Annotated in this window: 19 protein-coding genes; 3 read left to right on the top strand and 16 right to left on the bottom strand. The window is 61.1% G+C overall.

Annotated elements, in window-relative coordinates; all coding sequences use genetic code 11:
* Nucleotides 1-87: 87 nt before the first annotated feature.
* From CRI94_RS06350 to pdhA, 11 genes are all read right to left on the bottom strand, one after another.
* The gene (locus tag CRI94_RS06350; protein WP_098074863.1) at nt 88-516 is read right to left on the bottom strand and encodes a secondary thiamine-phosphate synthase enzyme YjbQ; all 429 of its coding nucleotides are present in this window, start codon (nt 514-516) and stop codon (nt 88-90) included.
* 33 nt (nt 517-549) lie between these two features.
* A complete protein-coding gene (locus CRI94_RS06345; RefSeq protein WP_098074811.1) occupies nt 550-1,800 on the bottom strand; it encodes an endonuclease/exonuclease/phosphatase family protein in 1,251 nt (416 codons plus the stop codon).
* A gap of 137 nt (nt 1,801-1,937) precedes the next feature.
* Complete coding sequence (locus tag CRI94_RS06340; RefSeq protein ID WP_098074810.1) at nt 1,938-2,888, bottom strand: prolipoprotein diacylglyceryl transferase; 951 nt, start codon at nt 2,886-2,888, stop codon at nt 1,938-1,940.
* Between the two features lie 121 nt (nt 2,889-3,009).
* Nucleotides 3,010-4,320 carry a histidine--tRNA ligase gene (gene hisS / locus CRI94_RS06335; RefSeq protein WP_098074809.1) on the bottom strand — a complete coding sequence of 437 codons (1,311 nt, stop codon included), beginning with the start codon at nt 4,318-4,320 and terminating at the stop codon, nt 3,010-3,012.
* Between the two features lie 150 nt (nt 4,321-4,470).
* A complete protein-coding gene (locus CRI94_RS06330; protein WP_098074808.1) occupies nt 4,471-4,956 on the bottom strand; it encodes a PTS sugar transporter subunit IIA in 486 nt (161 codons plus the stop codon).
* 171 nt (nt 4,957-5,127) lie between these two features.
* Complete coding sequence (locus tag CRI94_RS06325; protein ID WP_098074807.1) at nt 5,128-6,228, bottom strand: RluA family pseudouridine synthase; 1,101 nt, start codon at nt 6,226-6,228, stop codon at nt 5,128-5,130.
* 411 nt (nt 6,229-6,639) lie between these two features.
* A complete protein-coding gene (locus CRI94_RS06320) occupies nt 6,640-7,782 on the bottom strand; it encodes an aminotransferase class V-fold PLP-dependent enzyme (protein ID WP_098074806.1) in 1,143 nt (380 codons plus the stop codon).
* A 41-nt stretch (nt 7,783-7,823) separates the two neighbouring features.
* Nucleotides 7,824-8,633: a metallophosphoesterase family protein gene (locus CRI94_RS06315; RefSeq protein WP_098074805.1), complete on the bottom strand. Its 810-nt coding sequence runs from the start codon at nt 8,631-8,633 to the stop codon at nt 7,824-7,826.
* 114 nt (nt 8,634-8,747) lie between these two features.
* Complete coding sequence (locus CRI94_RS06310; RefSeq protein WP_098074804.1) at nt 8,748-10,127, bottom strand: pyruvate dehydrogenase complex dihydrolipoamide acetyltransferase; 1,380 nt, start codon at nt 10,125-10,127, stop codon at nt 8,748-8,750.
* Between the two features lie 309 nt (nt 10,128-10,436).
* Nucleotides 10,437-11,423 (bottom strand): pyruvate dehydrogenase complex E1 component subunit beta, encoded by a 987-nt coding sequence (locus CRI94_RS06305; protein ID WP_098074803.1) that lies wholly within the window; start codon nt 11,421-11,423, stop codon nt 10,437-10,439.
* Between the two features lie 134 nt (nt 11,424-11,557).
* A complete protein-coding gene (pdhA, locus tag CRI94_RS06300; protein ID WP_098074802.1) occupies nt 11,558-12,769 on the bottom strand; it encodes a pyruvate dehydrogenase (acetyl-transferring) E1 component subunit alpha in 1,212 nt (403 codons plus the stop codon).
* A gap of 624 nt (nt 12,770-13,393) precedes the next feature.
* Between pdhA and CRI94_RS06290 the strand changes: the two genes are divergently transcribed.
* The 3 genes from CRI94_RS06290 (at nt 13,394) to icd (ending at nt 17,939) form a co-directional block, all read left to right on the top strand.
* Entirely contained in the window at nt 13,394-14,173 is a 780-nt protein-coding gene (locus CRI94_RS06290) for a polyprenol monophosphomannose synthase (protein ID WP_098074800.1), read from the top strand.
* Nucleotides 14,174-14,425: 252 nt separating this feature from the next.
* Nucleotides 14,426-16,225 (top strand): bifunctional isocitrate dehydrogenase kinase/phosphatase, encoded by a 1,800-nt coding sequence (gene aceK, locus CRI94_RS06285; protein ID WP_098074799.1) that lies wholly within the window; start codon nt 14,426-14,428, stop codon nt 16,223-16,225.
* A gap of 448 nt (nt 16,226-16,673) precedes the next feature.
* Complete coding sequence (icd, locus tag CRI94_RS06280) at nt 16,674-17,939, top strand: NADP-dependent isocitrate dehydrogenase (RefSeq protein WP_098074798.1); 1,266 nt, start codon at nt 16,674-16,676, stop codon at nt 17,937-17,939.
* A gap of 239 nt (nt 17,940-18,178) precedes the next feature.
* Here the strand turns inward: icd and CRI94_RS06275 are convergent, their stop codons facing one another.
* From CRI94_RS06275 to CRI94_RS06255, 5 genes are all read right to left on the bottom strand, one after another.
* On the bottom strand, nt 18,179-18,670 hold the full coding sequence (locus CRI94_RS06275) for a DUF2231 domain-containing protein (protein WP_098074797.1): 492 nt from the start codon (nt 18,668-18,670) through the stop codon (nt 18,179-18,181).
* A gap of 61 nt (nt 18,671-18,731) precedes the next feature.
* Nucleotides 18,732-19,070: a P-II family nitrogen regulator gene (locus CRI94_RS06270; protein WP_098074862.1), complete on the bottom strand. Its 339-nt coding sequence runs from the start codon at nt 19,068-19,070 to the stop codon at nt 18,732-18,734.
* A 94-nt stretch (nt 19,071-19,164) separates the two neighbouring features.
* Nucleotides 19,165-22,389: an efflux RND transporter permease subunit gene (locus tag CRI94_RS06265; protein WP_098074796.1), complete on the bottom strand. Its 3,225-nt coding sequence runs from the start codon at nt 22,387-22,389 to the stop codon at nt 19,165-19,167.
* A gap of 114 nt (nt 22,390-22,503) precedes the next feature.
* A complete protein-coding gene (locus CRI94_RS06260; RefSeq protein ID WP_098074795.1) occupies nt 22,504-23,616 on the bottom strand; it encodes an efflux RND transporter periplasmic adaptor subunit in 1,113 nt (370 codons plus the stop codon).
* Between the two features lie 71 nt (nt 23,617-23,687).
* Nucleotides 23,688-25,013: a TolC family protein gene (locus CRI94_RS06255; protein WP_179862185.1), complete on the bottom strand. Its 1,326-nt coding sequence runs from the start codon at nt 25,011-25,013 to the stop codon at nt 23,688-23,690.
* Nucleotides 25,014-25,502 lie beyond the last annotated feature (489 nt).

Raw genomic sequence — 25,502 nt, 5'->3', positions numbered from 1 at the left:
CCGACCCAGTATAACGGTGGACGGAGCAACCTGCCCAGGCCTCTTGAGGCGTGGGCGTGGTTTCTCCAACCCTATTCCTGCTCCGTTCTACGCTTCTGTCGTCCCGGTTACCGTGAGCACGAGTGACCGCCGGCTGCCGTGATCTCTATGCTCGTTCAGGTAGATGCCCTGCCACGTGCCGAGCGCGAGGTCCCCTTGCCGAATGGGAATCGTCAGGCTGGTGTCGAGAAGCGATGCTTTGATGTGCGCGGGCATGTCGTCGGAGCCCTCGATCGTGTGGTCGTAGTACGGCTGATTCTCCGGCACCATGTTGTTGAAATGCTTCTCCATATCGGAGCGGACGTCCGGGCTCGCATTCTCGTTGATCGTGAGGGACGCCGATGTGTGCTGGATAAACACGTGCAGCAGACCGGCTTCGATGTCGCTGATGTCGGGCATAGCGTTCCGAATCTCTGCCGTGATCAGGTGGAATCCGCGCTCGCGGGCCTGTAGAGTTACCGTCGACTGGCGTAGGATCATGGCGTCGAAGTAGAATGTACTGGATGCCAATTATTTCGAAGATGTGGACGCCGGGATGCTCACATCGACCCAGACTGGAAAGTGATCGCTCACCTCCAGCTCCTTGGCCTCGCCCCCCGTCGGGCGCCACACGCCGCTGGCTACAACGTTCAGATCCTCGGATGGAATGACATAATCGACCCGAAGCCCCCACCGTGCTGTGTCGTCCGCATCCAGATCGGGAAACGCCGACTGCCCGGCGGGTGTCGCTTCCGGCTGGATGGACTGAACTCGGTCGTGATTGAGGAGGTCGGCGATGGGCGTTCCGTAGGTGTCGCCCTCATCCGGGTCCGCGTTCTGGTCGCCCATAATAACGAAGGAGGCGTCGGACGCCAGTCCACCCGTCTTGCTTGAGTCGTCGACGATGTGGTCGGCACCGGAGATGTACTCCTGCCAGAATCGGATTTCGTCGTGGTTTCTGTGGCCATTCCGATCGGCCGCACCATCAAAGGTCGGTGGTGTGGGGTGACTCGCGAGAACATGAATGAGGTCACCGTTCGGAAGCTCAATAGGGATGTCCCAGTGACTCTTGGAGGACAGCCGGAGCGCCTCCCACTCTTCGCTGGAATAAAAGGGCTCGCCGGTCACAGAATCCGTCGGGACCTCCGCGCCGGGGAGACGCGACCACGGGTAGAGACGGAACGTGCGAATGCTGTCGGTAAGAACCTTGAGGTCCTCGCGCACGAAGAGGGCCATGCCGTAATGGCCGGGGAAGGTGCCAAAGCCCCAGGTGTCGCCGCCGTAGGCTCGGCCGGCGTCGTTCTGTGGTGGAACGCTTCCATCGGGCGGCGTAGATGGCACCTCCGGCACCGTCTCAACGATCTCGCCATCGTTGTTCAGGTCGAAACCGCTCGAGATACCCGTGTTAACCGGCAGCATGACCGTCTGGTACCTCACCGGCTGCAGCGAATCGGACCGGGGCTGCGAGAGATACTGGTCGACAAACCGTTGTGCGTTCTGCCCCGGCGAATCGCCGTCCTCAACATCCGGTCCGCCCTGCTGGTCGTAGCTCAGTTCGTTGACGAGCAGAACGTCCGGCCGCAAGGTCTGAATCCGTGCAGCGGCGCGTTCAAGGCGCGGGTGATCCGCCCGCTTCACGTCGCCCGTGCGAACATCCTCGATGTTGTAAGTCATGAACCGGATCGTTTCGGCACGATCCGACGAGGTGTCGTCGTCCGAGGAGCAACCTACACCGACGACGATGAGACTCAAAACGAAAACCAGCAAAGACAGGCGTTGCATGCACCAGACAAAGTTTACGAATGGAATAACCGGTCGCGCAGGTCGACAACCGTAGGTGGACGCAATGCGAGCACGATTTCAGCTCGGGGCTCCGGTTCATTCCGTGCCCGAACACTCCGTGACCGCTAAGCGACGTCTCATGAGCCGGATCCCTCCTTCACGCTCTCTCCGACGCGCCTCGTCGTATACACCAGCCCCACGACACCAGCGAGCGAAATGAGGACGGCGATGACCTCCGCCTGTGTTACCTGGATGCCGAGGAACGTACCGACGTTGTTAACGCGGATCTGCTCGATGAGGAAGCGCTCCGCGCCGTTGAAGACGAGATACACCGACATCAGCCAGCCGCCTTTGAACGGATGCTTCCGGATCGCCCACAGGATGCCGGTAATGAGAACAGCCATCGCCGTCTCGTATAGCATCGTCGGATAAACGCCGTCCATCGCGGGGCCGCATTTTTCAATCACAGCCGCGTCGTTGACGTACTGATTTCCCGGATCGAGAATACTCCGCGGGAATTGCTCCGACCACAGCCAGGAAGGAATCCACTCCGGCTTGTTTGCGAGATTCGAGCAGACGCCCCAGTCGCCATCTCCAGCGAGGTAGCATCCGATGCGACCGATGCCGTAGCCGAGCATGAGGCCGGGCGCGACGGCATCCGCAACACGGGGAATGCTGAGGTCATATTTTCGGAGGTACCAGACGATGCCGCCGCCCGCGAGCAGCAGACCGCCGTAGAACGTGAGGCCGCCCGTCGAGAAGATCATACCCGACGGGTCCTCCATGAAGTCGCCGAAGTTCTCCAGAATGTGGAACAGCTTCGACCCCACAATGCCCAGAATGGCCGCCATGGCCGTGAGCGTGCCGACAAGGATGGACGGGCTTACCTCTTCCGTCCGTCGAGAGCCATCTCTCTCCACCTTCACGCCAGAAATCTGTCCGGCGGCGTACATACGATCCAGTTCGCGGATCGTGAGCCAGGCCGCGGCGATGATCGCGAGGGCGACCATCAGACCGAACGAGTAGATCGGAAACGGAAGCTCGACCCCAAACAGATCGACGAACAGGTCGCTGACGCGTGGATACATGGCGGATTACGGTGTGGAGTGGCCGGGCGGGATATTGCGATACCTCTGCACGTGAATGTGGTCAAACGCGGATGCACGTGCAAGCGCCATCGATCGGAAGGAGCCAGGAAGCGGCGCGTCCTCACTCCTCAACGTTCGCCGTCTCGTCCCGAACGTAGTCGACGATTCGGTCAAACGGCACCTCCACCTGCTCGCCGCTGGCCATGTGCTTGATCTGTGCGGCTCCGGCCTCCAACTCGTTGCCGCCAATGATGATCGCGTAGGTGGCGTTCTGGCGATTCGCCTCCTTCATTTGAGACTTGAGCGAACGGCCCTTCAAATCGTGCGCAACGTGCAGGCCTTCGCCGCGCAGGCGATGGACCGTCTGAAAGACCCAGTGCTCCGCCTCTTCGCCGAGCGAGGCGAAGAACAGATCCGCTCCCTCTGGCTCCGGCAGGTCGTTTCCTGCAGCTTCGATGGCGAGAAAGAGCCGCTCCATCCCGGCTGCGAACCCGATGGACGGCACCGGCTGCTTGCTCCCGATCTCCTCTGCCAGAAGGTCGTAGCGACCGCCGCCCGCGAGTGCGCTCTGGGCACCGAGGTCCGGGCTTTCCAGCTCGAACGCCGTGCGCGTGTAGTAGTCGAGGCCACGCACGAGAAGCGGGTCCTCGTCATAATCGATGTCCAGCTCGTCCAGATACGTCTTGACCTGTACGTAGTGCTCGCGGCTCTCGTCCTCCACAAACTCGGTCAGAACCGGCGCATCGGCCAGGATCTCCTGTTCGTAGTCGAGCTTCGTGTCGAGGATACGAAGCGGGTTTTTGGCGAGACGTCGCCGACTGGTCTCAGACAGGTCATCCTCGTAGGGCTCAAGATACTCACGCAGCGCATTGACGAACTTCGCCCTAGCTTCGGGCATGCCCAGTGTATTGATCCGGAGTGTCGTGTTATCCACGCCGAACGCGCGATAGACTGACATCATGATCGCGATGGTTTCGGCGTCGGCCCGCGCGTCGTCGGCGCCGATGACCTCTACGCCGAACTGGTGAAACTGTCTATAGCGGCCTTTTTGTGGCTGCTCCGCACGGAAGCAGGGTCCGATGTAAAACAGCTTTTGCACCCCGCCGCGCTGCTCAAGGTGATGCTGGAGGAAGGACCGCATCACGGGTGCGGTGATCTCCGGACGCAGGACGTAGTTCGTTCCGGAGCGCTCGAAAGCAAACATTTCCTTCGATACGATGTCCGTCATCTGCCCGATTCCGCGGGCCACAAGCTCCGTCGGTTCAAAGATCGGCGTCCGAATCTCCTCCAGGTTGTGCCGATGCATCACGTCGCGAATCGTCTCTTCGACCGCGTGCCATTCGGCACTGCTAGCGATGCGCGTCCCGCCATCGGTATAGGCGTCAGGAAGGATATCGAACGTACCTTTGATGTTCTGAAACGACGTACTCACGTCGGAATCGGGCAGAGTTGGAGGAAAGAGAAGTCAGATGCAGACGCGGCCCATCGGCGTTTGTCGCAGGCGCGTACGACCGCTAACGTACGAGTTCGACGGATGAGAAACCGCGAACTCCCGCCAAAACCTTGATAGGACGAACGGCCGTTAGCGGCGGAGGGCGTCCTCCCCGTTCTTGAGCAGGCGAAGGACGTCCTCGGAGGACGCGGCGTTGCGCAGATCCGTGCGCAGGTCGTCACGACTGACGAGACGGGAGATGCGGCCGAGGATCTTGATATGATGCGACTTGTCGGCCTCGGGACCGACGAGCAGGAGGAGCAGATGCACCGGTTCGTCGTCGATCGCACCGAAATCAACCGGGTTCTTCGTGGTCGCGAAGGCCGCGATCGTTTCCTGGGCGGCATCGGTCTTCGCGTGCGGCAACCCGAGCCCTTTGCCCACACCCGTGGACATCATCTGCTCCCTTGCGAAAATAGCACGCCGAACGGTCTCGATGCTGTCGATACTCGGGTGCCCGGCGAGCACATCCACGAGTCCGTTGATGATTTCGGACTTCGACGAGCCCGGCAACCCGATCCGAATACGGTCGGGGCTGAGCAGTTGGTTTATCTCCGTCGTGCTGGTCGTCGGCATGCGCGGCCGGGGCTGAATGAACAAGCGCGTCGGGGGGATCGGGGACTCACACAGGACAAGCGAACGCCGGGCCTGCGCGCATGTTCGGGTTCGTCGCGAAGCATCGGAGAAGATACGATCGAACGCGCCTTTGAGGCGCCCCTCTTGCCCCCCTACGAAGAAACATCCGCTCTACTCCGCCCCCTCCACGGCTCGAAGGCGGTCCAGCACAAACTGCATGTCCTCCGGCATGTCTTCCTCGAAATGCATCTCTTCGCCGGATGTCGGGTGCTTGAATCCGAGCTGGTACGCGTGGAGGGCCGGCCGCGGCATGTGTTCGAACAGCCGCTCGTAAAACGTGCGGCGCTTCCCTCCCTGACGTCCGTAGCGGACGGCTTGACCGCCGTACTTCGGATCCCCGAGCACGGGATGGTTCTGCGAATCGGCGTGCACACGGATCTGATGCGTCCGCCCCGTTTCCAGTTCGAACTCGACGACGCTCGTGTACTGCTGCTCCTCGACCGTTCGGTAATGCGTCACGGCGGACTTGCCCCGTTCCTCCGCGACGACGGCCATCCGCTGCCGGTGATGCGGGTCACGCCCGATCGCACCGGTGATGGTCCCGGATCGCGGGTCGAACTGTCCCCAGACGATGGCGCGATAGCGCCGGTCCGTCGAGTGGTCTTTGAACTGGGCCGCCAGCTTTCGGTGCGCGCGATCGTGCTTTGCCACAACGAGCAGGCCCGACGTGCCTTTGTCCAACCGATGCACGATTCCCGGACGCACCACCGGGTGATCCGGTCGCTCCGGCAAGGCGTTGATCATCGACAGGCCGACCTCCGCCTCGTCGGCCTCCTCATCGTCCGCCGCGACCGAATCGCCGCCGACGTGATGGAGCAGCGCATTGACGAGCGTTCCGCTCCGGTGTCCGGGCGCCGGGTGCACAACCATGCCGGCCGGCTTATTGACCACGAGAAGGTCGTCGTCCTCGTAAACAATGTCGAGAGGAATGTCCTCGGGTGTGGCCTCCATCGGCGGCTTCCGAATCAGGCGGAAGACGATCTTATCCCCCGCCTCGACGCGGTACGACTTCGACGCATCGTCACCGTTCACCTTGACGTGCCCTTTCTTAATCGACCGCTGAACCTTTGTGCGTGAGGCTTCTGGATAGAACTGCGTGAGGTACTTGTCGAGACGGGCACCTCCTTCGTCCTCGGCCACGGTGACTTCAACCGACTGGCCCGCTCGCTCGACGTCTGCGTCATAGTCCGCTGAATCAAAGGTGTCGCTCATACTGAGGTGTCATTAATCGGATAGAGTGGTAGCGCCTCCGGACTGAAGATCCCGGCATGCCGGTTGATCGTCGATGGAGTCGAGATCGGGATCCTCGGTACCGGACAGTTTGGATTTCAAACCGGACTGTCTTCGTATGTCAACGAAAAACGGATCTCGTGCGTCTCATGCGTCCTGGAAACGAGACGTCATCGTCGAACAGGACACACTCACACACTCCCATACCCACATACTCCCACCCATCTCAGAGCAGCCGCGCCTAGGAATGCTGAAATGACACACGCTCGAATGAACGTGTCCGGTAGGTAGATCAGGACCTTCAGGTTGACGACCGATGTACCGACGGGTTTCCGGGCGGACAATCCGATTTCCCGGCTCAAGGTCCCGTCACTTCGACGGCCGCGAACGCGTTCACGCAGTGAACTGAGCGACGGCTTCAAGCGCACGGTCGAGGTCATCGATCGCGACGTACGCGTGCGGTGCAAACCGGAGCTTTCGGTTTCGCAGGGCCGTAACGACGCCCTCTTCTTTCAGATGAGCGGCCAGTGCCTCAGGGTCATCGGGCGCGATTGTCACAATGCCGCTGCCGTGCGCTGGATTGCTGGACCCGTAGCGTCGAAGTCCAAGCCCTGCGAGGCCCCCTGCGAGGTGCGCCGCGAGATCGCGAATCCGATCTTCTATATTTTTCGGGCCAATCTCGAGGTTCTGCTCGAGCGCCGCATTCAGCGCAGCCAGCCCGACGCTGTTCAGCGTCCCAGCCTCGAAACGGCGGGCGTCGTCGTGAAATGTAAGCTCGTAGTCGTCCAGCTTCTCCCAGTCGACCGGCCCGTGCAGCCAGCCCGCCGACGGCTGAATCTGCCCCTGCACATCCTGAGAGCAGTAGAGGATGCCAATGCCTTGCGTGGCCATCATCCACTTATGTCCCCCGGCCGCAAGGACGTCGATCTGACACTCGTCTACATCGATCTGGAGGGCGCCGAGCCCCTGGATGGCGTCAACACAAAATAGGATGTCGCGGTCCGCGCACAGGCGACCAATCTCGCGGAGGTCGGCTCGAAACCCCGAGAGGAAGTGCACCCAAGAGATGCTGACGACGCGCGTGCCGGGTCGGAGCGTTCGCTCTACGTCTTTCACCGAAAAGGAGCCTTCATCCGTCGGAATGAAGTCGACGGCGACGCCGCGCTGTCGCTGGTTCAGGAAGGGAAAAACGTTTGTGGGAAACGATCCGTCTGGAATCGCCACCCGATCCCCGGCCTGCCAGTCGAGTCCCTCGGCAAGGACATTCAGCCCTGCCGACGTGTTTTGGACGAAAGCGACACGATCAGGGCCCGTGCCAAGCAGTTCAGCCGCTTTCTCCCGGGTGTCGATCAAAAGGGGAAGCAGCGTAGTCTCGAATGCGTCGATCTCACCGGCCGGATCGATGCCACCACGTTCACGCGTGTACGCCTCCATGGCTTCACGCACCGGCGTACTGAGCGGACTCGTCGCCGCATGATTGAGATAGACGAGGCGCTCTGCGTGCGGAAATCCGCTTCGGAAGTCCTCGAGAGTCATCGGTATAGAGAGAGGAGGGGACAGAACACGAGATCGCGATTTCAGGAGACGCGACGCGGGACCAGCCGATCGAATACAGACTGATTATCGGAAACGAATCGACCGCTTTCAGGAACGTACCGGCGCTCCTCAATCTGGAAGCGCTCCGGCTCAATGTCGATCCGGTTGTAGAAGTTTGTTTTTCGGTTGGAGCCCCGGCCCCGCGTGCTTGTCGCCGTCCCGGCACTCGCGATCACAATCCGCCGCTCGTTGGGGACAATTTCGAGGGGCTCGACATGCGAGATGTGGAGATGACCGCAGAGAATGAGGTTCACCCCGGCATCCGCGGCAACCTCAAGGGTGGCCTCCGCCTGGCGGGCGACATCGTGGGGACCGAGCGCCTGGATCTGGGTCAGGTGGTGATGCAGCACGAGTATCTTGAACTGGTGGCTGACCTGTTCGAAAAACTCCTTGACGGTCTGCCGTTCTTCTTCTCCGATCCTGCCCCCCTTGATCGTTCGTCCGTGGGCCGAGTTGATGCCGAGAACAGCGATCCGATCATTCACAACGGACGGCGTCATATCGGTGCTGACGAGCGAGCGATATCGCTTGAGCGGCGTCAACATGCGTCGGAACGGGCGCCACCACGGATAGACGTCGTGGTTTCCCGGGACGACAATGACGGGTGCCTCGAACCGCTCGATCATGGACGTGGCCGCCGCAAACTCCGAGGGACGGGCGCGCTGCGTCAGGTCTCCGCTTATCGCGACGAGGTCGAACGGGCGCTCGTTTATCTCCTCCACAAGCGCGTCCACAATCCCCGGGTGAGCGATGCGGCCGAAATGCGGGTCCGATACGTGTGCGATCTTCATGACACAGGCGTTCTAGCATCAGTTGAGAACGGACCGTCCCATACGCGATCGCCGCGACGGCCAGGAAGGGCACGTCGCGGCGTGAAGGTCGCGCACAGGACTCGAAAATCCGGTCTACAGAAGCATGTTCATTGGGTCCTCAAGGTACCCCTGAACATCCTGCAGGAACTGCGCGCCGACTGCGCCATCGACCACGCGATGGTCGCATGACAGCGTCACCTTCATGCGCTTACCGGGCACAACCTCTCCATCTTCAACAACCGGGACATCGCGAATCTCACCGATTGCGAGAATCGCGGCGTTCGGCGGATTGATGATCGCTGTGAACTCCTCGATCCCAAACATGCCGAGGTTACTTGTGGTGAAGGTCGACCCTTCGAACTCTTCGGGCTGTAATTCGCGATTCCGAGCGCGCCCGGCCAGCTCCCGCGTCTCTTTCGAGATCTGGCCTAGCCCTTTCCGGTCGGCGTTTCGAATAACAGGCGTAATCAGGCCCTCATCGATCGCGACGGCAACGCCGACGTGCACCTGATTGTATTTCCGGATTTCGCCTTCTTCCGCAAGGTACGATGCATTTACGTACGGATGCTCGCGAAGTGCGAGGGCGCAGGCCTTCGTTATGAAATCGTTGACCGAGATCTTCGGTCCATCCTGCTTCTCCGTTAGAGCATTGAGCTGTTTCCGTGCCTCCATGGCCTTCGCCATGTCGATGTCTACCGTGAGGTAGAAGTGCGGAGCGGTGTACTTGCTCTGCGCGAGGCGGCGGGAGATCGTTTTGCGCATCTGCGAGATGTTCTCGCTCGCGTAGAGCTCACCCTCTTCCTCAAGTACCGATGTCGGCATCTCGAAGGCAGGCTCGCCGGACGTCTGCGGCGTCGGCGCGGCCTTCGTTTCTGCGGGAGCGGCTTCACCTTCTTCGATCCGTGCCTCGACGTCGCGGCGCACAATACGACCCTCGGGTCCGGATCCGTCCATGGACGCGAGGTCCACGCCGTGATCCTGGGCCATTCGGCGGGCAAGCGGCGACGCCTTGATGCGCCGTCCCTCGGAATCTGTTCCGGCCGGTACAGGCTCAGGTTCGCGATCACGAACCTGTCCATCACCAACCGGCTCGGCTGCGGCTGTTTCGGACGACTCTTGCTCCGTCGTCTTCGCGACCGCCGCCTTATCTTCTGCCGCATCGGCACCGGCTTCGTCGGTGGAAGGTTCTTCATCCGCACCATCTCCCCCGCCGACGAGGTCCGAGATGTCCTCGCCCTCATCGCCAAGAACAGCGATGAGCTGTCCGATGGGGACGGACTCGCCTTCATCGATCATCTTCTTGAGGAGCACTCCATCGTCGAAGGCCTCCACATCCATGGTGGCCTTGTCCGTCTCCACCTGGGCGATCACATCGCCCGCCGACACCTTCTCGCCCTCATCGACCAGCCACGCCGACAGGACCCCGTCTTCCATCGTGTCGGTGAGCTTGGGCATCTCAATTTCAATCGCCATAGGTCAGTCTCGCGTTTCGAGATTCAAAAATCAGATCGAAGAAAAATCGTATGTCGCGGGAGCGTGATGGCTCCCGGACGAGGGGTAAGGGTACACTTGGGCCTTTCGCTACGCCGTAGCACTTGGCGCTACGTTGTCTCGCACAGCGCTACGTTGTCGCGCTTGGCGCTACGTTTGTCCCGCTGAGCGCTACTTTGTCCCGCTGAGCGCTACTTTGTCCCGCTGAGCGCTACTTTGTCCCGCTGAGCGCTACTTTGTCCCGCTGAGCGCTACTTTGTCCCGCTGAGCGCTACTTTGTCCCGCTGAGCGCTACGTTGTCGCGTAGAGGACACGCTTGCTGGCTCGCACGGTCTCTTCAACGCTCGGCATGTACCGATCCATCAGGTTCGGCGCGTAGGGTGCCGGCGTGTCGGGCGGCGTGACGCGGAGTACCGGGGCGTCGAGATGATCGAAGGCGCGCTCCTGCACCTGGTGCGTAACCTCCGACGCAACGCTGGCAAAGGGGCTGCTTTCGTCAATGACCACAAGGCGGTTGGTCTTCATCACCGACCGGATGATGGTCTCGATATCGAGCGGCTTGATCGTACGGGGGTCAATGACCTCCGCGTCGTAGCCCTCCTTCTCCAGCTCTTCCGCGGCCTTCATCGCCACATGATAGCTTTTCGAGTGAGCCACAATCGTCACGTCCTCGCCTTCACGGGCAATGCGCGCCTTTCCGATCGGAAGCAGGTAGTCCTCCTCGTCGGAGACCTCGCCCTTCATGCCGTACATCTGCTCGCTCTCGAGAAAGACAATCGGATCGTCATCCCGAATCGCAGACTTCAGCAGTCCTTTCGCGTCATCCGGATTGGACGGTGCAATGACTTTCAGTCCCGGGAAGTTGGAGTAGAGCGCCTCCGTCGAGTTCGAGTGCGTCGCACCGAGCTGGCCGGCCGCGCCGTTCGGCCCGCGGAAAACGATCGGGCAGCCAAACTGACCGCCGGACATGTACCGCATGTTTGGCGCGTTGTTGACGACCTGATCAAAGGCGACAAAGGAAAAGTTGAACGTCATGAACTCGATGATCGGGCGGAGTCCGCTCATCGCCGCTCCAATGCCGAGGCCGGAGAAGCCAAGCTCAGCAATGGGGGTGTCGATGACCCGATCGGGGCCAAACTGATCGAGCATGCCCTGGCTGACCTTGTAGGCGCCATCGTATTCAGCGACCTCCTCGCCCATAAGGAAGACATCTTCATCGCGCTCCATTTCTTCCGTCATGGCCGCGCGAATAGCTTCGCGTAGCTGTAGAGTTGCCATAAGTTGCGAATTCGAAGTTCGAAATTTGAAATGCGAAGTTGGGGTCCCGTCTCCGGTGGCGCCGTGTTCTTCAATTCATTGATCGAAGGGCGTTCCGGGTCGTTGACCCTTGTCAGACCGTGAGATCTGTCGGGTCAGTTGATAAACGGGTAGTCTTCCTGGGCGTACACGTGATCGTAAATCGCGTCGTCGTCGGGGAAGTCGCTATTGTTTGCAAACTCGATCGCGTCGAGCACTTCCTGCTTAATCTCGTCGTCGAGCGTCTCGATCTCGGAGTCCGTCGCGATGTCCTGATCGATGATGTACTGCTGCAGGCGAACGATCGCGTCCTCACTCTTGCGCGCGTCGAGCTCTCCTTCCTTGCGGTACTTGGCCGGGTCGGAAATCGAGTGGCCCTGGTAGCGGTACGTCCGGATCTCGAGCATCGACGGCTGCCCCTCCCGGGCCATCTCGACGTGATCCTTGACGGCGCCGTTTACGCTGAACACGTCCATCCCGCTTGCAAGCGAGCACGGCATGCCGAACGAGCGGCCGTGCTTGAACAGGTCCGGCTCGGCCTGAACACGGTCGACCGCGGTGCCCATCGCATACTGGTTGTTCTCGCAGATGAACACGATCGGCAGGTCGTAGATACCGGCCAGGTTCAGGGCTTCGCGGTAGGCGCCCTGCGCCATCGCGCCGTCGCCGAAGAAGCAGAGGCAGACGTTGTCCTCATCGCGGTACTTGTGGGCGAACGCGATGCCAGCGCCCACCGGGAGGTGCGCCCCGACGATCGCGTGACCGCCGAACATCCGCTTCTCGGAGTCGAAGAAGTGCATCGACCCGCCTTTGCCCGAGGAGCAGCCCGATTTCTTCCCAAAGAGCTCCGCCATGCAGGCTTTCGGGTCCATTCCCATCGCAAGACCGATCCCGTGATCCCGGTAGGCCGTGATGACCGAGTCCTCGCCGAGACGAATACCGTAGACCGATCCGGTCGAAACAGCTTCCTGCCCGATGTAGAGGTGAAGGAAACCGGAGATGTTTTGCCGCTGATACATCTGGCGGCACCGCTCCTCAAAGCGACGCTGCAGCAGCATGTTGCGCAGCATCGGCATCAGGTCATCGTCCGAGAGGCCGAGGTCGTCGTGCGTGAAGCGGGAAGCCGGGTACGTTTCATACTCGACCGTCTCCTTGATGGGGCCCTCCGGAATGTCGATCGACTGCTTCGTCCAGGGACCCTGTTCTTCTGTCGATTCGTCCGCCGCCGTATCCTCGACTGCGCTCTTATCAGCGGCGCCATCACCGCCTGACTTGGCGTCGAAGGCGTCGGCGGAATCGGTAGGAGCCTTGCTGTTATCGTCTGCCATAGGTGAATACGTCGTACGTGGTGCGGGCAAATGTGGGATGCCGGGTGCATCGTGTTCGCGGTGCGAACCATGCGCAACAACTCCTTCGATACGGGATCGTCCGGACTGCCGGAATCGGGGGTTAACCGGCCACGGCGCGCTCCGACCGAGTCCTCATGTATCAGAGCCGGGTTTCAAATACCGGCCGGGCCGGGTCGGAACGCAACGGATCATCACGCCGCGCAGGAGCCGGCCTAAAAGCCTCCAGCTGCGTGCGGCTGATTCGGTACATCATCGGGGACCGCTCTCAAAGAAGCAATGACATCACCGTTTTGTATCAGACCCTGTATGCGCGGTTTCGAATCCTTCGTTCAAACATTTGCGAACGTCGGGTCTTCACACGCGCATGGAAGCGCTTCTTTCGCGCCCGATGGCGGAGAATCCGCTCCTTCGTCCAAACTGTGCTCGAACGATGAAATTGTAGTCGAGGATCGAGATTGTGCTGCGTTGCAGTTGAGGCGTATCATTGGTACCTTTTCGGTTCGAATGTCAGATCGATGGCAGCGGTAGCCGTTCACTCCTCGGACGCCGTTGTCCGGCCCCTCACCCCACTTCGCCTTCTGCCCGACCGCCGTTTCTCCCCGCATGCCCCCTACGGACGCCGCCCCGGCTGACGACGCTCCCCCCTCTTCTCTCGTCGATACTTCGTCGATCGTTATCGTTCCCACGTATAACGAGTCCGACAATATCCGGATCGTTATCGACCGGGTGATGCAGCTCGACGCCGACCTGTCGATCCTGATCGTGGACGACGGCTCTCCAGATGGCACGGCCGACATCGTCCGGACGGCCATGGACGCATATCCCGGCCTCGTTCACCTCATCGAACGCGAGGGAAAACTCGGCCTCGGGACCGCCTATCTCCGCGGCTTCCGGTTTGCGCTCCAGCACGACTACCAGTTCATCTGCGAGATGGACGCGGACCTCTCGCACGACCCGGACGATCTGCCACAGCTCATTGCTCCGGTGAAAGGTGATGAGTGCGATCTTGCGATCGGCTCGCGCTATGTTGGAGGCGTCCGCGTGATCAACTGGCCGCTCTCACGACTCGTCCTGAGCTACGGCGCCGGGGTGTACACACGGTTCATCACGCGCATGCCGATTCGAGATGTAACGGCTGGATTCAAATGCTTCCACCGGCGTGTCCTGGAAACGCTCGACCTGTCCCGAGTCAAATCAAACGGCTACGCCTTTCAGGTCGAGATGCACTACCGGACGTGGCGCGAAGGCTTTCGGGTTCAGGAGGTGCCCGTCGTCTTCACCGAGCGCACCGAAGGACAGAGCAAAATGAGCAAAGCCATCGTCCGAGAGGCCGCTTGGAAAGTCTGGGAGCTGCGGATGCGGGACTTGATTGGGCGATTGTAGATTTAGAATTGGGGATTGTGGATTGGACGATTGGGGATTGGGAATGGTGGATTGTGGATTGGATCGCGCCTGATCGTGCGTGATGAAATCCATCGCTACGCAGACCGTTCTAATCCGCAATTCTGCATCCTCGATCCTCAATACCAATCGCATCAACGTTCCAACGCCTTAACGTGTGAACGCAATTCGCAAGTCGGGACGGTAGGTCGTAGCTTGAGCCATGTCGCTTGCTCGCACGCAGCCGATTCGCCTATGTCCGCCCCGCCCCGCGCGTCGTACGGTCCGCCCTTCGTCGAGCCCCCTGCCAGCCGGCACGCTCGTCTGGTCTGCGATGCATTCGACGCATATCAGGCCCGGTTTCGCGTCATCACGCGCCGGGCGCAGCGCCGCTTTGAGCAGCGCAACTGGCACGAACTGCGCTCCGATGCCACCGAGCGACTGACGCTTTACCGGCAGGTCGTGGATCATATTGAGGCGGACACCCGCCACCACCTCGGCGATCGGCTCTACAGCAAAGATCTGTGGCGACAAATCCGTAACGCGTACTCGAAGCTCACGCGAGACAAAAAGGATGCGGAGCTTGCCGAGACGTTCTACAATTCGCTGACGCGGCGCATCTTCAACACCGTCGGCGTCGATCCGCAGATTGAATTCGTCACGACCGATATCACCGGTCCGCACCGTCCCCCGGATCGCCCCGTCTCCGTCGGCTTCTCCGACTTGCCAACCACGGACGCCTTCCTGGACGCCATTCTAGAGGACTACGCGTTCAATGCGCCGTACGCCCACCGGGAAGTCGACATCCGCCGCGCGGCTCAGTTTATCGACGATCGACTCCGGCGACGTGGGCTGAGTGATCCCATCGACGCGATTAACCTGGCCCGCCCGGTCTTCTACCGAGGCATCGGTGCCTACCTCGTTGGATCGATTACGATCGGCGAGACGAAGGTCCCCTTCACCCTCGCCTTCCACCATGATGACGACGGGGTCGTGATCGACGCTGTCCTACTACGCGAAGACGACGTCAGCATCCTGTTTAGCTTCGCCCGAACGTACTTCCTGGTCGACACCCGGCATCCACATTCGCTCGTTCACTTCCTGAAAGACATTCTGCCCCGGAAGCGAATCGCCGAATTGTACATCTCGATCGGGTACAACAAACACGGCAAGACGGAGCTCTACCGCGACCTACTCCACCACTTCCAGCACACCGACGATCAGTTCGAGCGAGCGGCCGGACAACGCGGCATGGTCATGACCGTGTTCACGATGCCGAGCTACGATATGGTCTTTAAACTGATCAAAGACACGTTCGACTATCCGAAGTCGACGACGCGGTCCGAGGTCAAAGAGCGCTACCACCTCGTGTTCAAACACGACCGCGCCGGACGACTCGTGGATGCGCAGGAGTTTGAGCACCTCAGACTCAACGAACGCCTCTTTCAGGACGAGCTTGAAGACGAACTTCTGGACATTGCCGGCAACATCGTCCATCACGACGGCGACCGCGTGACGATCGACCATTGCTACGTGGAGCGTCGGGTGACCCCGCTCGACGTGTACATCCGGGAAAATGGGTTTGAGCGATCGCGGAACGCGCTTACGGACTATGGAAACGCCATCAAAGACCTCGCGCGAACCAACATTTTCCCGGGCGACCTGCTGCTCAAGAACTTCGGCGTAACGCGACACGGGCGCGTCGTCTTCTACGACTACGACGAGCTCGGCTTCGTGACCGATTACAATTTCCGGTCGAAGCCGCAGGCCAAGAGCTACATGGACGAGCTATCCGCCGACGCCTGGTTCTACGTCGGGCCCGATGACGTCTTCCCCGAAGAATTCCGCGTCACGATGGGCGTGAGCGACGAACTCATGGAGGCGTTCGAGGAGGTGCACGGCGATCTCTTCACCGCCGAGTTCTGGAACGATGTGCAAAGCCGAATCGAGAACGGCGCGCTGATCCCGATTCTCCCCTATCCGCCGAGCGAGCGCCTCCCCCACCGACGCACCGTCACCCCGGGAAAGCAGACGGCCGACCTGATGAAGCAGTAGGACAGATTGGGAATTGTGAATGGTTGATTGTGGATTGGATCTGGCGTGAATGGTTCAAACCCTCTCCGTGGACACGTCGACAGGTACGTGCACCAACAATAGAAGTGCACTACATCGGCGGCTGCCGAGACTGCGCCTAAAAATGATTAGAGCGCTTAGATCTGCCGCCTGCACGGCATCCTCCCGTCATTTTTTCCTTATTCTAACAGACGCATGCGTGCCTGATGCATACGTTAGTAGCGAAAGAATGCCATATTCCGGGATTCTGACGCGCCGTCCCCCGATGTGGCGACCGTATTGCTCGCCCCTGACAGCACCGTGCACCGAATGCTCCGGACGCTGACCTGAACGTGGTCGTTCTCGTAAGCGTCATGCGTTCGTGCATCGTGACAACGCCTACTCGCGCGTCCTTCCGCTTGCCCTGTTTCCTATAGACCTGCAATTCCATATGAGTGACACTGCCGTTGAGTATACGAAGCTGAATCCGCCGACCGACGGCGACAAAATCTCCAAAACCGGTGAGAAGCTGAACGTCCCGAACAAGCCGGTCATCCCGTTCATCGAAGGCGACGGCATCGGCGTCGACATCTGGCCCGCCGCGAAGCACGTCTTCGACACGGCCGTTGAAAAAGCCTACGACGGAGAGCGTGAGATCGTCTGGTTCGAAACCTACGCCGGCGAGAAAGCCCAGAAGGAATATGGCGAATGGCTGCCGGAAGATACGCTGTCGGCTATCCGGGAGTACCTCGTGGCCATCAAAGGACCGCTCACGACGCCCGTCGGCGGCGGCATCCGCTCGCTGAATGTGGCGCTCCGCCAGCAGCTCGACCTCTTCGCCTGCGTCCGCCCCGTCCGCTACTTCGACGGTGTGCCCGCACAGGTCGTGGATCCGGAGAAGGTCGACATGACGATCTTCCGCGAGAACTCGGAGGACATCTATGCCGGCATCGAGTACCGCGCCGGGTCCGATCAGGCCAACAAGCTGATCGACTTCCTCCAGGATGAACTCGGCGCGACCACGATCCGCTTCCCGGAAACGAGCGGCATCGGCATCAAGCCCATCAGCGAAGAGGGCACCAAGCGCCTCGTCCGCTCCGCCATCGACTACGCGATCGAGCGCGGCGAGGACAGCGTGACGCTCGTCCACAAGGGCAACATCATGAAGTTCACCGAGGGTGCCTTCCGCGACTGGGGCTACGAGGTCGCCAAGGAAGACTACGGTTCGGAGGACCTCGACGGCGGTCCGTGGCAGGTCATCACGCTCGACGACGGCCGCGAGATCATCGTGAAGGACGTCATCGCCGATGCCTTCCTCCAGCAGATTATCCTGCGTCCGGAGGAGTACGATATCATCGCCACGATGAACCTGAATGGCGACTACATCTCCGACGCCCTCGCCGCGCAGGTTGGCGGTATCGGCATCGCGCCCGGCGCCAACATCAACTACAACACCGGGCAGTCGATCTTTGAGGCCACGCACGGCACGGCACCGAAGTACGCCGGCAAAGACAAGGTCAACCCGAGCTCGATCATCCTTTCGGGCGAGATGATGTTCCGCTACATGGGCTGGAACGAAGCCGCGGACCTCATCCTGGATGGCATCGAGAAGACGATCTCGCAGAAGCGCGTGACGTACGACTTCCACCGCGCGATGGACAACGCGGAGCTCCTGAAGTGCTCTGAGTTCGGCGAAGCGGTTGCTGACAACATGTAAACCGCTGCTGTAATACTGGCCGATTCGTCGGCCCATCCGGCGCCGCTCCGTTCTCGGGGTGGCGCCATTTTTATGTTCAGGGTTTAGAGTTCAAGGTTCAGGGTTCAGAGTTCAAGGTTCAGGGTTCAATGCAGACCACCACCGTCGCACGGCCGTGCGACGGTGGTTTAATGCCTTCGACAAACAATACCCACACCTTCAGACGTCCATACCTTCAGACGTCCATACCTCCCACGGGGTCAGTCATGGTCATCCTCGTAATCCAACGCATCGTACGAGGTCGCCTGCGTAGTCCCATCACGGAGCTCGGTGTGGCGGATCTTGCCTCCCGTGTTGGCGGTGTAGACGAGGACGCCGAACACGCCGAGGGCGGCGAGGAGGAGACTCACAGAGGCAATGCGCGGGATCTCGCTTCGGCGTCGCCAGATCAGAAGGCCGAGCGCCAGGGTCCCGAGAAGGCCCGTCAACAGGAACGCGATCAACGCCACCTCTTCGTGCGTCTCGATGACGGCATGAGAGATCCCCGGCAGATCCTCGACAATCTCCTCCGCTCCCTCCCCGGAAACGTAGGCCCCGACGGCTCCGACGCCGGATACAACGAACAGGCCGAGAGCCACGCGAATGATCGCATCCTGCGATCGCCACAGACCGTAGGCGAGAATCGCAGCACCGAAGAGCATTCCGAGAACAGGGATGTGATTGATGATGAGATGCAGGTGGGCAGAAGTCATGGTCGGTCGATTCGATGAACAAGGTCGAGAATAGTCGCGTCAAATGCACCGGCAAGCAATATCACGCGGAGAGATCGTCAGTCGCGAAGCTACGAATGTCGAACCGCGCCTGAACGGGCAGGACGTAGACTTTGCCATCGCCACGTCGGCCGGTGCTGGCTGCGTCCGCGATCGCACGAGCGATCTCGTCGGCCCGATCTTCTGAACAGACGACTTCGAGCTTGACCTTGGGCGCGTACGGGGCGACGTATTCGTCGTAGGATCGATGACCGGTCGCATCCGCTTCGAGCCCGAACCCTTCGACGTCTGTGAAACTTGCCCCGGGAGCGCGGAGCTGTCGCAGCCGATCGACGACCGACTCCTTCATGTTGGGCCGGATGTACGCTACAATCATGTTCATGGCCTGTACCTGCATCTCGTTTGTGTGGGATGGCGACGTCCTGCAAGGGCATCACAGCGCTGCCCGTCACCGGATCGCGCGTCCGGCGTTATGATCAATTGATTGTCGCGGGACGGGGGGGTCCTGATTCTACGAGGTCCTCGGTTATCGTCCGCGTGTCGGGGTTGAACCATCCGTATAGCGTCGGAAGCAAGAGCAGCGTCGATGCCACGAGCGTCGGGATCCCGCCCACGACCACGGCGGCAAGCGGTCGCTGAACGTTGGCCCCGATGCCCTCGGCCATCAGGAGTGGCACGAGCCCCAGGAGCGTCGTGAGGGTGGTCATCAGGATCGGGCGCAGCCGAAGCAGCGCACCAGAGCGTACGGCTCGGATGGTCGACACGCCCTGCTCGCGGAGGGTATCGATGAAGCTGATCATGACAACCCCGTTCTGCACGGCAATGCCGAGAATCGCGATGAACCCGACGGAGGCCGGGACGCTCATGTAGAGCCCCATCGCCTTCAGCAATACGATTCCGCCGACGACAGACAGAGGGATGTTCAGAAAGACGAGCACAGCCTGCCCGACGGAGTTGAACGTCATGTAGAGAAGAACGAAAACGACCGCCAGCGTGATCGGCAGGATGATGGTCAGACGATCGCGAGCACGCTGCTGGTTTTCGAACTGACCGCCCCAGTCCATCGTGTATCCGGCGGGCAGGTCGACGCGATTCCGTACCACGTCCTGCGCCTCCGCCACGAAGCCCCCGGCGTCACGACCCGAAAGGTTGACACCCAGCGTCACCTTTCGGCGTCCTTGCTCGCGCCCCACCTCCGCCGGAGCCTCGGTGAGAGAGACGCGCGCCACATCCTGCAGCCGAATCTGTGTCCCGTCGGGCGTGCGGAGAGGCAACGACCGGATCGAGGCGACCGAACTCCGCGCCGTCTCCTGGAGCTTGCCCACCAGGGCGAATCGCCGGTCCTCTTCCAGGATGGTGCTTACCGTTTCCCCGCCAATCGCCATGTCGATGGCGCGCTGCACATCGCCGACGCTCAGACCAAATCGTGCCGCTTGCGCCCGCTGCACATCGACTTCCACGTAGCCAAAGCCGGCGATCTGTGTGGGAAGCACGTCGGCGGCCCCGGGCAGCCCGGAGACGGCATCGGCGATCTCGGACTGCAGCCGGCGGAGCTCATCCAGGTCGGGACCGAACACCTTGATGGCAATCTCGCTTTTGGCTCCGCTCACCATTTCGTCGAGTCGAAGAGCAATCGGCTGTGTGAAAGCGAACGTGGCACCCGGAATCCGGTCCACCCGCGCCCGCATCGAGTCCACCAGCACCTCCTTGCTCTCGAATCGCCAGGTGTCGCGATCCGTGAGGCCGACGAACATATCCGTGAGGTTCTGCCCCATGGGATCGGTCGCCACAGCCGGACGTCCGACCTTACTCACCGCACTGATCACCTCTGGAAACTCCAGTAGGGCAGATTCGACCGATTTCTGAATCTCTGTGGTCGTTTCGAGCGAGGCATCCGGTTCTAGTGCCACCTGAATGGCCACCGACCCTTCCTCAAGCGGCGGCGCGAACTCCGTTCCGAGCGTGGAAAAGACGCCAACCCCCACGGCGACCACCACGATGGACGCCCCGACCGTCAGCCCGCGCCGGCTCAGGGCCGCGTCCAGCATCGGCTCGTATACCCACGACAACCAGCGCATGAGTCGGTTGGAGGCTTCGCCGTGGTCCGTATCATCGGACGCTCGGCGACCGTCGCCTCCGACCGCCTTCTTGTCGGGCGAACCGCGATCCGTATCCTTCTTCCCGACCGACGCCAGCAGGTACGAACTCAGCGCCGGAGCCATCGTGAGCGCAAGGAAAAGCGCTGCGAGAAGAGCAAACGAGACGGTAAATGCCATCGGTCGAAACATGCGTCCCTCCATCTGCTCTAGCGTAAAGAGCGGCAGAAACACGGCGATGACGACGCCGACGGAGAACGCGATGGGCCGCGCGACCTCACGTCCCGCTCGAACCACAATGAGACCGATCGACTCGTTGGGGTTCTCCTCACGGAGCCTGAAGATGTTTTCGACCATCACGATGGCCCCGTCCACGAACATCCCGAGTCCGATGGCCAGCCCGCCCAGGCTCATCAGGTTGGCCTTAAACCCGAAGTAATTCATCAGGATGAACGTCGCCAGCGCGGTCATCGGGAGGACGAGGCTGACGATCAGCGCCGAGCGCCAGTCGCCGAGAAATGAGATCAGCACGAGAATCACGAGGGCGCCGCCGATTAACAAGCTCGTGGTAACGGTTGAGATCGCCGCACTCGTCAGGCTGTTTCGGTTGTAGAACACCTCGATCGCGACGCCGTCGGGAAGAGTCGACTGCAGATCCGCGATTCGAGCTTCCGTGTTCCGAACCACCTCTTGCGCATTCGCCCCGCGCCGCATCATGACGATTCCAACCACGGTTTCACCGTTTCCATTCATGGATGCAGCCCCGTGGCGGACAGCGTGATCGATCTTCACCTCGGCGACATCGCTCGCCAGAATGGGCGTTCCGTCCCGCGTGGCGATTACGGTATTGCGAATGTCGTCGAGAATACTGGAATCCCCGGCGCCGATGCGCCCGATACCGCGGACGACGTAGTGCTGCTGGTTCCGGACGATGTAGCTCCCGCCCGCATTGGTGTTGCTCTTGCGAAGCGCATCATACGCCTGGTCGATGGAGATGTCGTAGTTGATAAGCGCCTCTGGATCGAACCGAACGTGATACTCCTTGATGAAGCCGCCGAGCGCATTCACCTCTACCACCCCGTTGACAGTGCGTAGCTCCGGCGCAAGTACCCAGTCCTGCAGCGTGCGCAGTTCCTGCGGACTATACGTCCGCCCATCTCCTGGCTCGTCCACGAGAGCATACTGATACACTTCACCCAGGGCAGTGGTCATCGGCGCAAGCGAGGGCTCAGCCGAGGACGGCAGTTCGTCTTCGATCTCGCGAAGGCGCTCAGACGTGAGTCGGCGCACGAAATACGGATCCATTCCCTCATCGAAAACGAGCGTGACGACACTCAGGCCAAATTGACTCAGCGAGCGGTTTTCCTCTACCCCTTCGAGGTTCGTCATGTTGATCTCGATCGGGTACGTCACAAGCTTCTCGACCTCGACGGGTGACATACCGGGGACGCGCGTGAGGATCTGGACCTGGTTGTTGGTGAGCTCGGGATAGGCGTCCAGCGGCACCTGCTTCCAGCTGTACAGGCCCCAGCCGACCAGGACGGCCATGAGCAGCAGAACCAGTACGCGGTTCTTGACGACGGAGGCGATGAGACGATCGAGCATGATGAAACGACGTCGGGTAGTGAAAAAGTCGCGGGCCGTCGGGAAGACGGTCGATCAGGTCCGAATTGCGAGGAAGTGCAACCCTCAGCCGGGCCCGAAATCAGAACCGGCTAGTTACTGCTGATTCATGGCGCTCACGATCTGGTAGGCGCCGCTCGTTACGACCTCTGTGCCGGGTTCGAGCTCGGGCACCGCGACAAATCCATCCGCGTCGGCGGAGGCATCGAGGAAGACGCGGCGGAAGGTCCGAGGTGCGTCGCGTACGATGACATAGGTCCCTGACGCCCCGGTCATCAGGATGTCGCTCGATAGGGCCGGCTGTGGATCTCCTTCCACCTGAACTCGAACGGTGGCGTACATCCCGGGACGGAGACTGCCATCATCATTCGGAAGCACGATCCTAGCGCTCGCTGCTCGCCGCTCATCGTCCACCTTCGGCGTAACCTGTGCGACCAAGCTCTCGTAGGTTCGCCCCGGCGCCATGGATGTCGTCACAGTGACAGTCTGTCCTTCTCGAATTGCACCAAGGTTCCGTTCGAAGACGTCCGCAACGACCCGGATCGGCGCCAGACCTGCGATGTAGTAGAGGCGATCTCCCGGCTGAACAGGATCTCCCAGCACGGCCGTGCGATCGAGCACGACGCCGTCGATCGGGGCGGTCAGCGGAAGCGTAGCCAGATCGGCATCGCCGATAGCAACGGCCTCGATTCGATCTCTGCTGACACCGATCGAGCGGAGACGCTGACGCGAGGCCTGCCAGTCTCGCTCGGCAGCACGGACGTTTTTTTCGACGGCTACTCCCCGGTCCCGGAGCCTGTGCTGTCGATCGAGTTCGTCGCGCGCCTGCCGCAAGCCTGCGACCATGTCACTGAGATCCGGGGCAGCGACATCGGCCAGAACCTGCCCCTGACGGACACGGTCTCCTGTGCTTGCCCGCAGCCGTTCAACACGTCCACTGACGAGCGACGTGACGTAGGCCTCGCGATCGGCCTGTGGGCGAACGCGAGCCGGAAGCTGAAGCGACGTAACGATCGGACGTACCGACACTTTCTGGGTCTCGACCCGCACCTCGGTAAGCTCGGCGTCCGTCAACGTAATCTGGTCCGGGTCCGGCGGCGAAGCGCCCTGTGCTGCTGGGGTCGGAGCCGTGTCCTTGCCACACCCCGCCAGAAGGAGCATGAGTCCCAACACCGGAAGGAAGAGAAAGCGGTTCAGTCTGAATTGCATAGGAGTCGCGTCGTTACACGTGATTAGGCGGAGCCGGCTGAGCCGTGAGGAGGAAAGAGGGTAGACACACATCATCTCTGCACCTCCAGCGCGCCGTTGACGACGATCGGCTCGTCCTCAAATCCGACGCCGATAGCATGTTCGAGGTCGTAGAGAGCGCGCAGAAATCCCTGCCGAAGGTCGAGACGAAGGAGCGCAGCCTGCGTGGCGGCGTCGACAGCATCCAGTAGCTCGAAGAGAGAGATCTCCCCCTCACCGTAGACGAATCGCGCATCAGAGGCGAGAGAGTCTGTGCCGGGAAGCACCTGTTGCCCGACCACGCGCAGGCGCTCTCCAAAACTGTCCACACGTTCCAGCGCGTCATGGACCTGGATCTCGACATCCCGCCGCGTGGATTCGAGCTCGGCTCGGGCAACCTCTCGCCGGTTGCGTTCGGCATCAACCGCAGCACGCCCCCCGTTCCACAGCGGAAGGCCGATGACAATCCCCGCGGTATAGCCGTAGGTGGTCGAAGACGGTAACGACTGTCGCTTCGGCCCGGCAGATAGGTTCAGACTTGGATATCGTCCGTATCGAGCCGCATCGAGGTCGGCTGTGCGAACGTCCAATCGATTTCGCGCGGCATGAACGGCTCCGCGCCGAGCCATCGCCTGCTGCAATGCTTCGGCCTCGTCGATCCTGCGCGGCGCCGGTGCCCGCGAGGACAGAAGAGCCTGCGCACCTCCTTCGACGTGGTAGGCTCCGAGCGCTTTGACCTCATTGAGCGTCGCCCGAGCGTCTGGCACCAGCAGGTAAGCCAGTTCGATGCGAGCGTCGCGGAGTCGCAGCTGTGCCTCAGACAAATCGTTCTCGTACCGTGCCCGGGCGACCTGCAGGCGTGCCTTCTGAAACGTCCCGAGGTCCCCCTCTTCGAAGCGAATGTGGGCCGCGCGCTCCGCATCCCGGACCTGGCCGGTCACGTCCTGAAGAACCGTCACCCGCGCCTGTGCCACCGCAACATTGAGATACCGATGGCGCAACTCGTTTAGAAGCCGCGTCCGCGTCTCGTTGACGGTTGCATCAGCCATCCGGCGCGTGGCGTCGTGGGCACGGCGACGTGCGCCCTGTTCTCCTGGATATCGAATGGACTGATTGACCGAGAGGTACCACTGGTCATCGACGCCGTCCGCCAGGTTGGTTCGCTCCTCCTGGACCGAGAGGGATGGGTTGGGATACAGCGCATCGACTTTCGCAGACCGATCCATCTGCCGCGCCTCTGCCTGCGCGGCTCGCAACTGCGGACTGTTCGCCTCCAACATCGCCGCCGCCCGGGCAAACGTAAGCGTGTCGGAAAATGCCGGTCCGACATTCCCATCCAGGTCCTGCGCGATCGCGGTCGAACCAACGATCGAGAACATGGTGATCGTCAACATCGCGGCAAGCGCTCTCCCGAGCGCGCCTGCGCCTCTCACGCTCCTACAATTCATACTACCCTGCCGTCTTGATCGAGAGCATTCAGAACCAGCGGTGCATTCGACCGCCGATGCACTCTCTTCGACCGCTTGGCTGAGGTAGGGATCTTAGCGCACGATGAGAAGAAGGTTAGAGACAGATTAGAACGGGGGGACACCCCGCTCACGGAAACGGAGCCCACACGCTCCAGACAACCCACTTCATTCGTTTGGGGCCGCCATCTAGAGCAAGACGACGGCCGACGTGCGACGGATTTAGAGGCCCTAACAATCCCTCATTCGAGCTGCGTGCGGCCCCCGAAGGGCACGTCCTTCGGGACGCTGCACCGACCGGTTTCGGCGTTACGCGCCACAGGCACTAGCTTCGCGTCGCACCACAGGCACTAGCTTCGCGTCGCACCACAGGCACTAGCTTCGCGTCGCACCACAGGCACT

This window comes from Longibacter salinarum (assembly GCF_002554795.1).
Lineage (GTDB): Bacteria > Bacteroidota > Rhodothermia > Rhodothermales > Salinibacteraceae > Longibacter > Longibacter salinarum.
The sequence above is the reverse complement of the archived record's forward strand: the minus strand, read 5'-3'. Positions and strand labels throughout refer to the sequence as shown.

Bases quoted from the DNA above. Each gene is read 5' to 3' on its own strand.
- CRI94_RS06345 (WP_098074811.1), bottom strand. From the start codon at position 1,800: ATGCAACGCCTGTCTTTGCTGGTTTTCGTTTTGAGTCTCATCGTCGTC.
- CRI94_RS06340 (WP_098074810.1), bottom strand. From the start codon at position 2,888: ATGTATCCACGCGTCAGCGACCTGTTCGTCGATCTGTTTGGGGTCGAG.
- CRI94_RS06330 (WP_098074808.1), bottom strand. From the start codon at position 4,956: ATGCCGACGACCAGCACGACGGAGATAAACCAACTGCTCAGCCCCGAC.
- CRI94_RS06325 (WP_098074807.1), bottom strand. From the start codon at position 6,228: ATGAGCGACACCTTTGATTCAGCGGACTATGACGCAGACGTCGAGCGA.
- CRI94_RS06320 (WP_098074806.1), bottom strand. From the start codon at position 7,782: ATGACTCTCGAGGACTTCCGAAGCGGATTTCCGCACGCAGAGCGCCTC.
- CRI94_RS06315 (WP_098074805.1), bottom strand. From the start codon at position 8,633: ATGAAGATCGCACACGTATCGGACCCGCATTTCGGCCGCATCGCTCAC.
- CRI94_RS06310 (WP_098074804.1), bottom strand. From the start codon at position 10,127: ATGGCGATTGAAATTGAGATGCCCAAGCTCACCGACACGATGGAAGAC.
- CRI94_RS06305 (WP_098074803.1), bottom strand. From the start codon at position 11,423: ATGGCAACTCTACAGCTACGCGAAGCTATTCGCGCGGCCATGACGGAA.
- pdhA (WP_098074802.1), bottom strand. From the start codon at position 12,769: ATGGCAGACGATAACAGCAAGGCTCCTACCGATTCCGCCGACGCCTTC.
- CRI94_RS06290 (WP_098074800.1), top strand. From the start codon at position 13,394: ATGCCCCCTACGGACGCCGCCCCGGCTGACGACGCTCCCCCCTCTTCT.
- aceK (WP_098074799.1), top strand. From the start codon at position 14,426: ATGTCCGCCCCGCCCCGCGCGTCGTACGGTCCGCCCTTCGTCGAGCCC.
- icd (WP_098074798.1), top strand. From the start codon at position 16,674: ATGAGTGACACTGCCGTTGAGTATACGAAGCTGAATCCGCCGACCGAC.
- CRI94_RS06275 (WP_098074797.1), bottom strand. From the start codon at position 18,670: ATGACTTCTGCCCACCTGCATCTCATCATCAATCACATCCCTGTTCTC.
- CRI94_RS06270 (WP_098074862.1), bottom strand. From the start codon at position 19,070: ATGAACATGATTGTAGCGTACATCCGGCCCAACATGAAGGAGTCGGTC.
- CRI94_RS06265 (WP_098074796.1), bottom strand. From the start codon at position 22,389: ATGCTCGATCGTCTCATCGCCTCCGTCGTCAAGAACCGCGTACTGGTT.
- CRI94_RS06260 (WP_098074795.1), bottom strand. From the start codon at position 23,616: ATGCAATTCAGACTGAACCGCTTTCTCTTCCTTCCGGTGTTGGGACTC.
- CRI94_RS06255 (WP_179862185.1), bottom strand. From the start codon at position 25,013: ATGTTCTCGATCGTTGGTTCGACCGCGATCGCGCAGGACCTGGATGGG.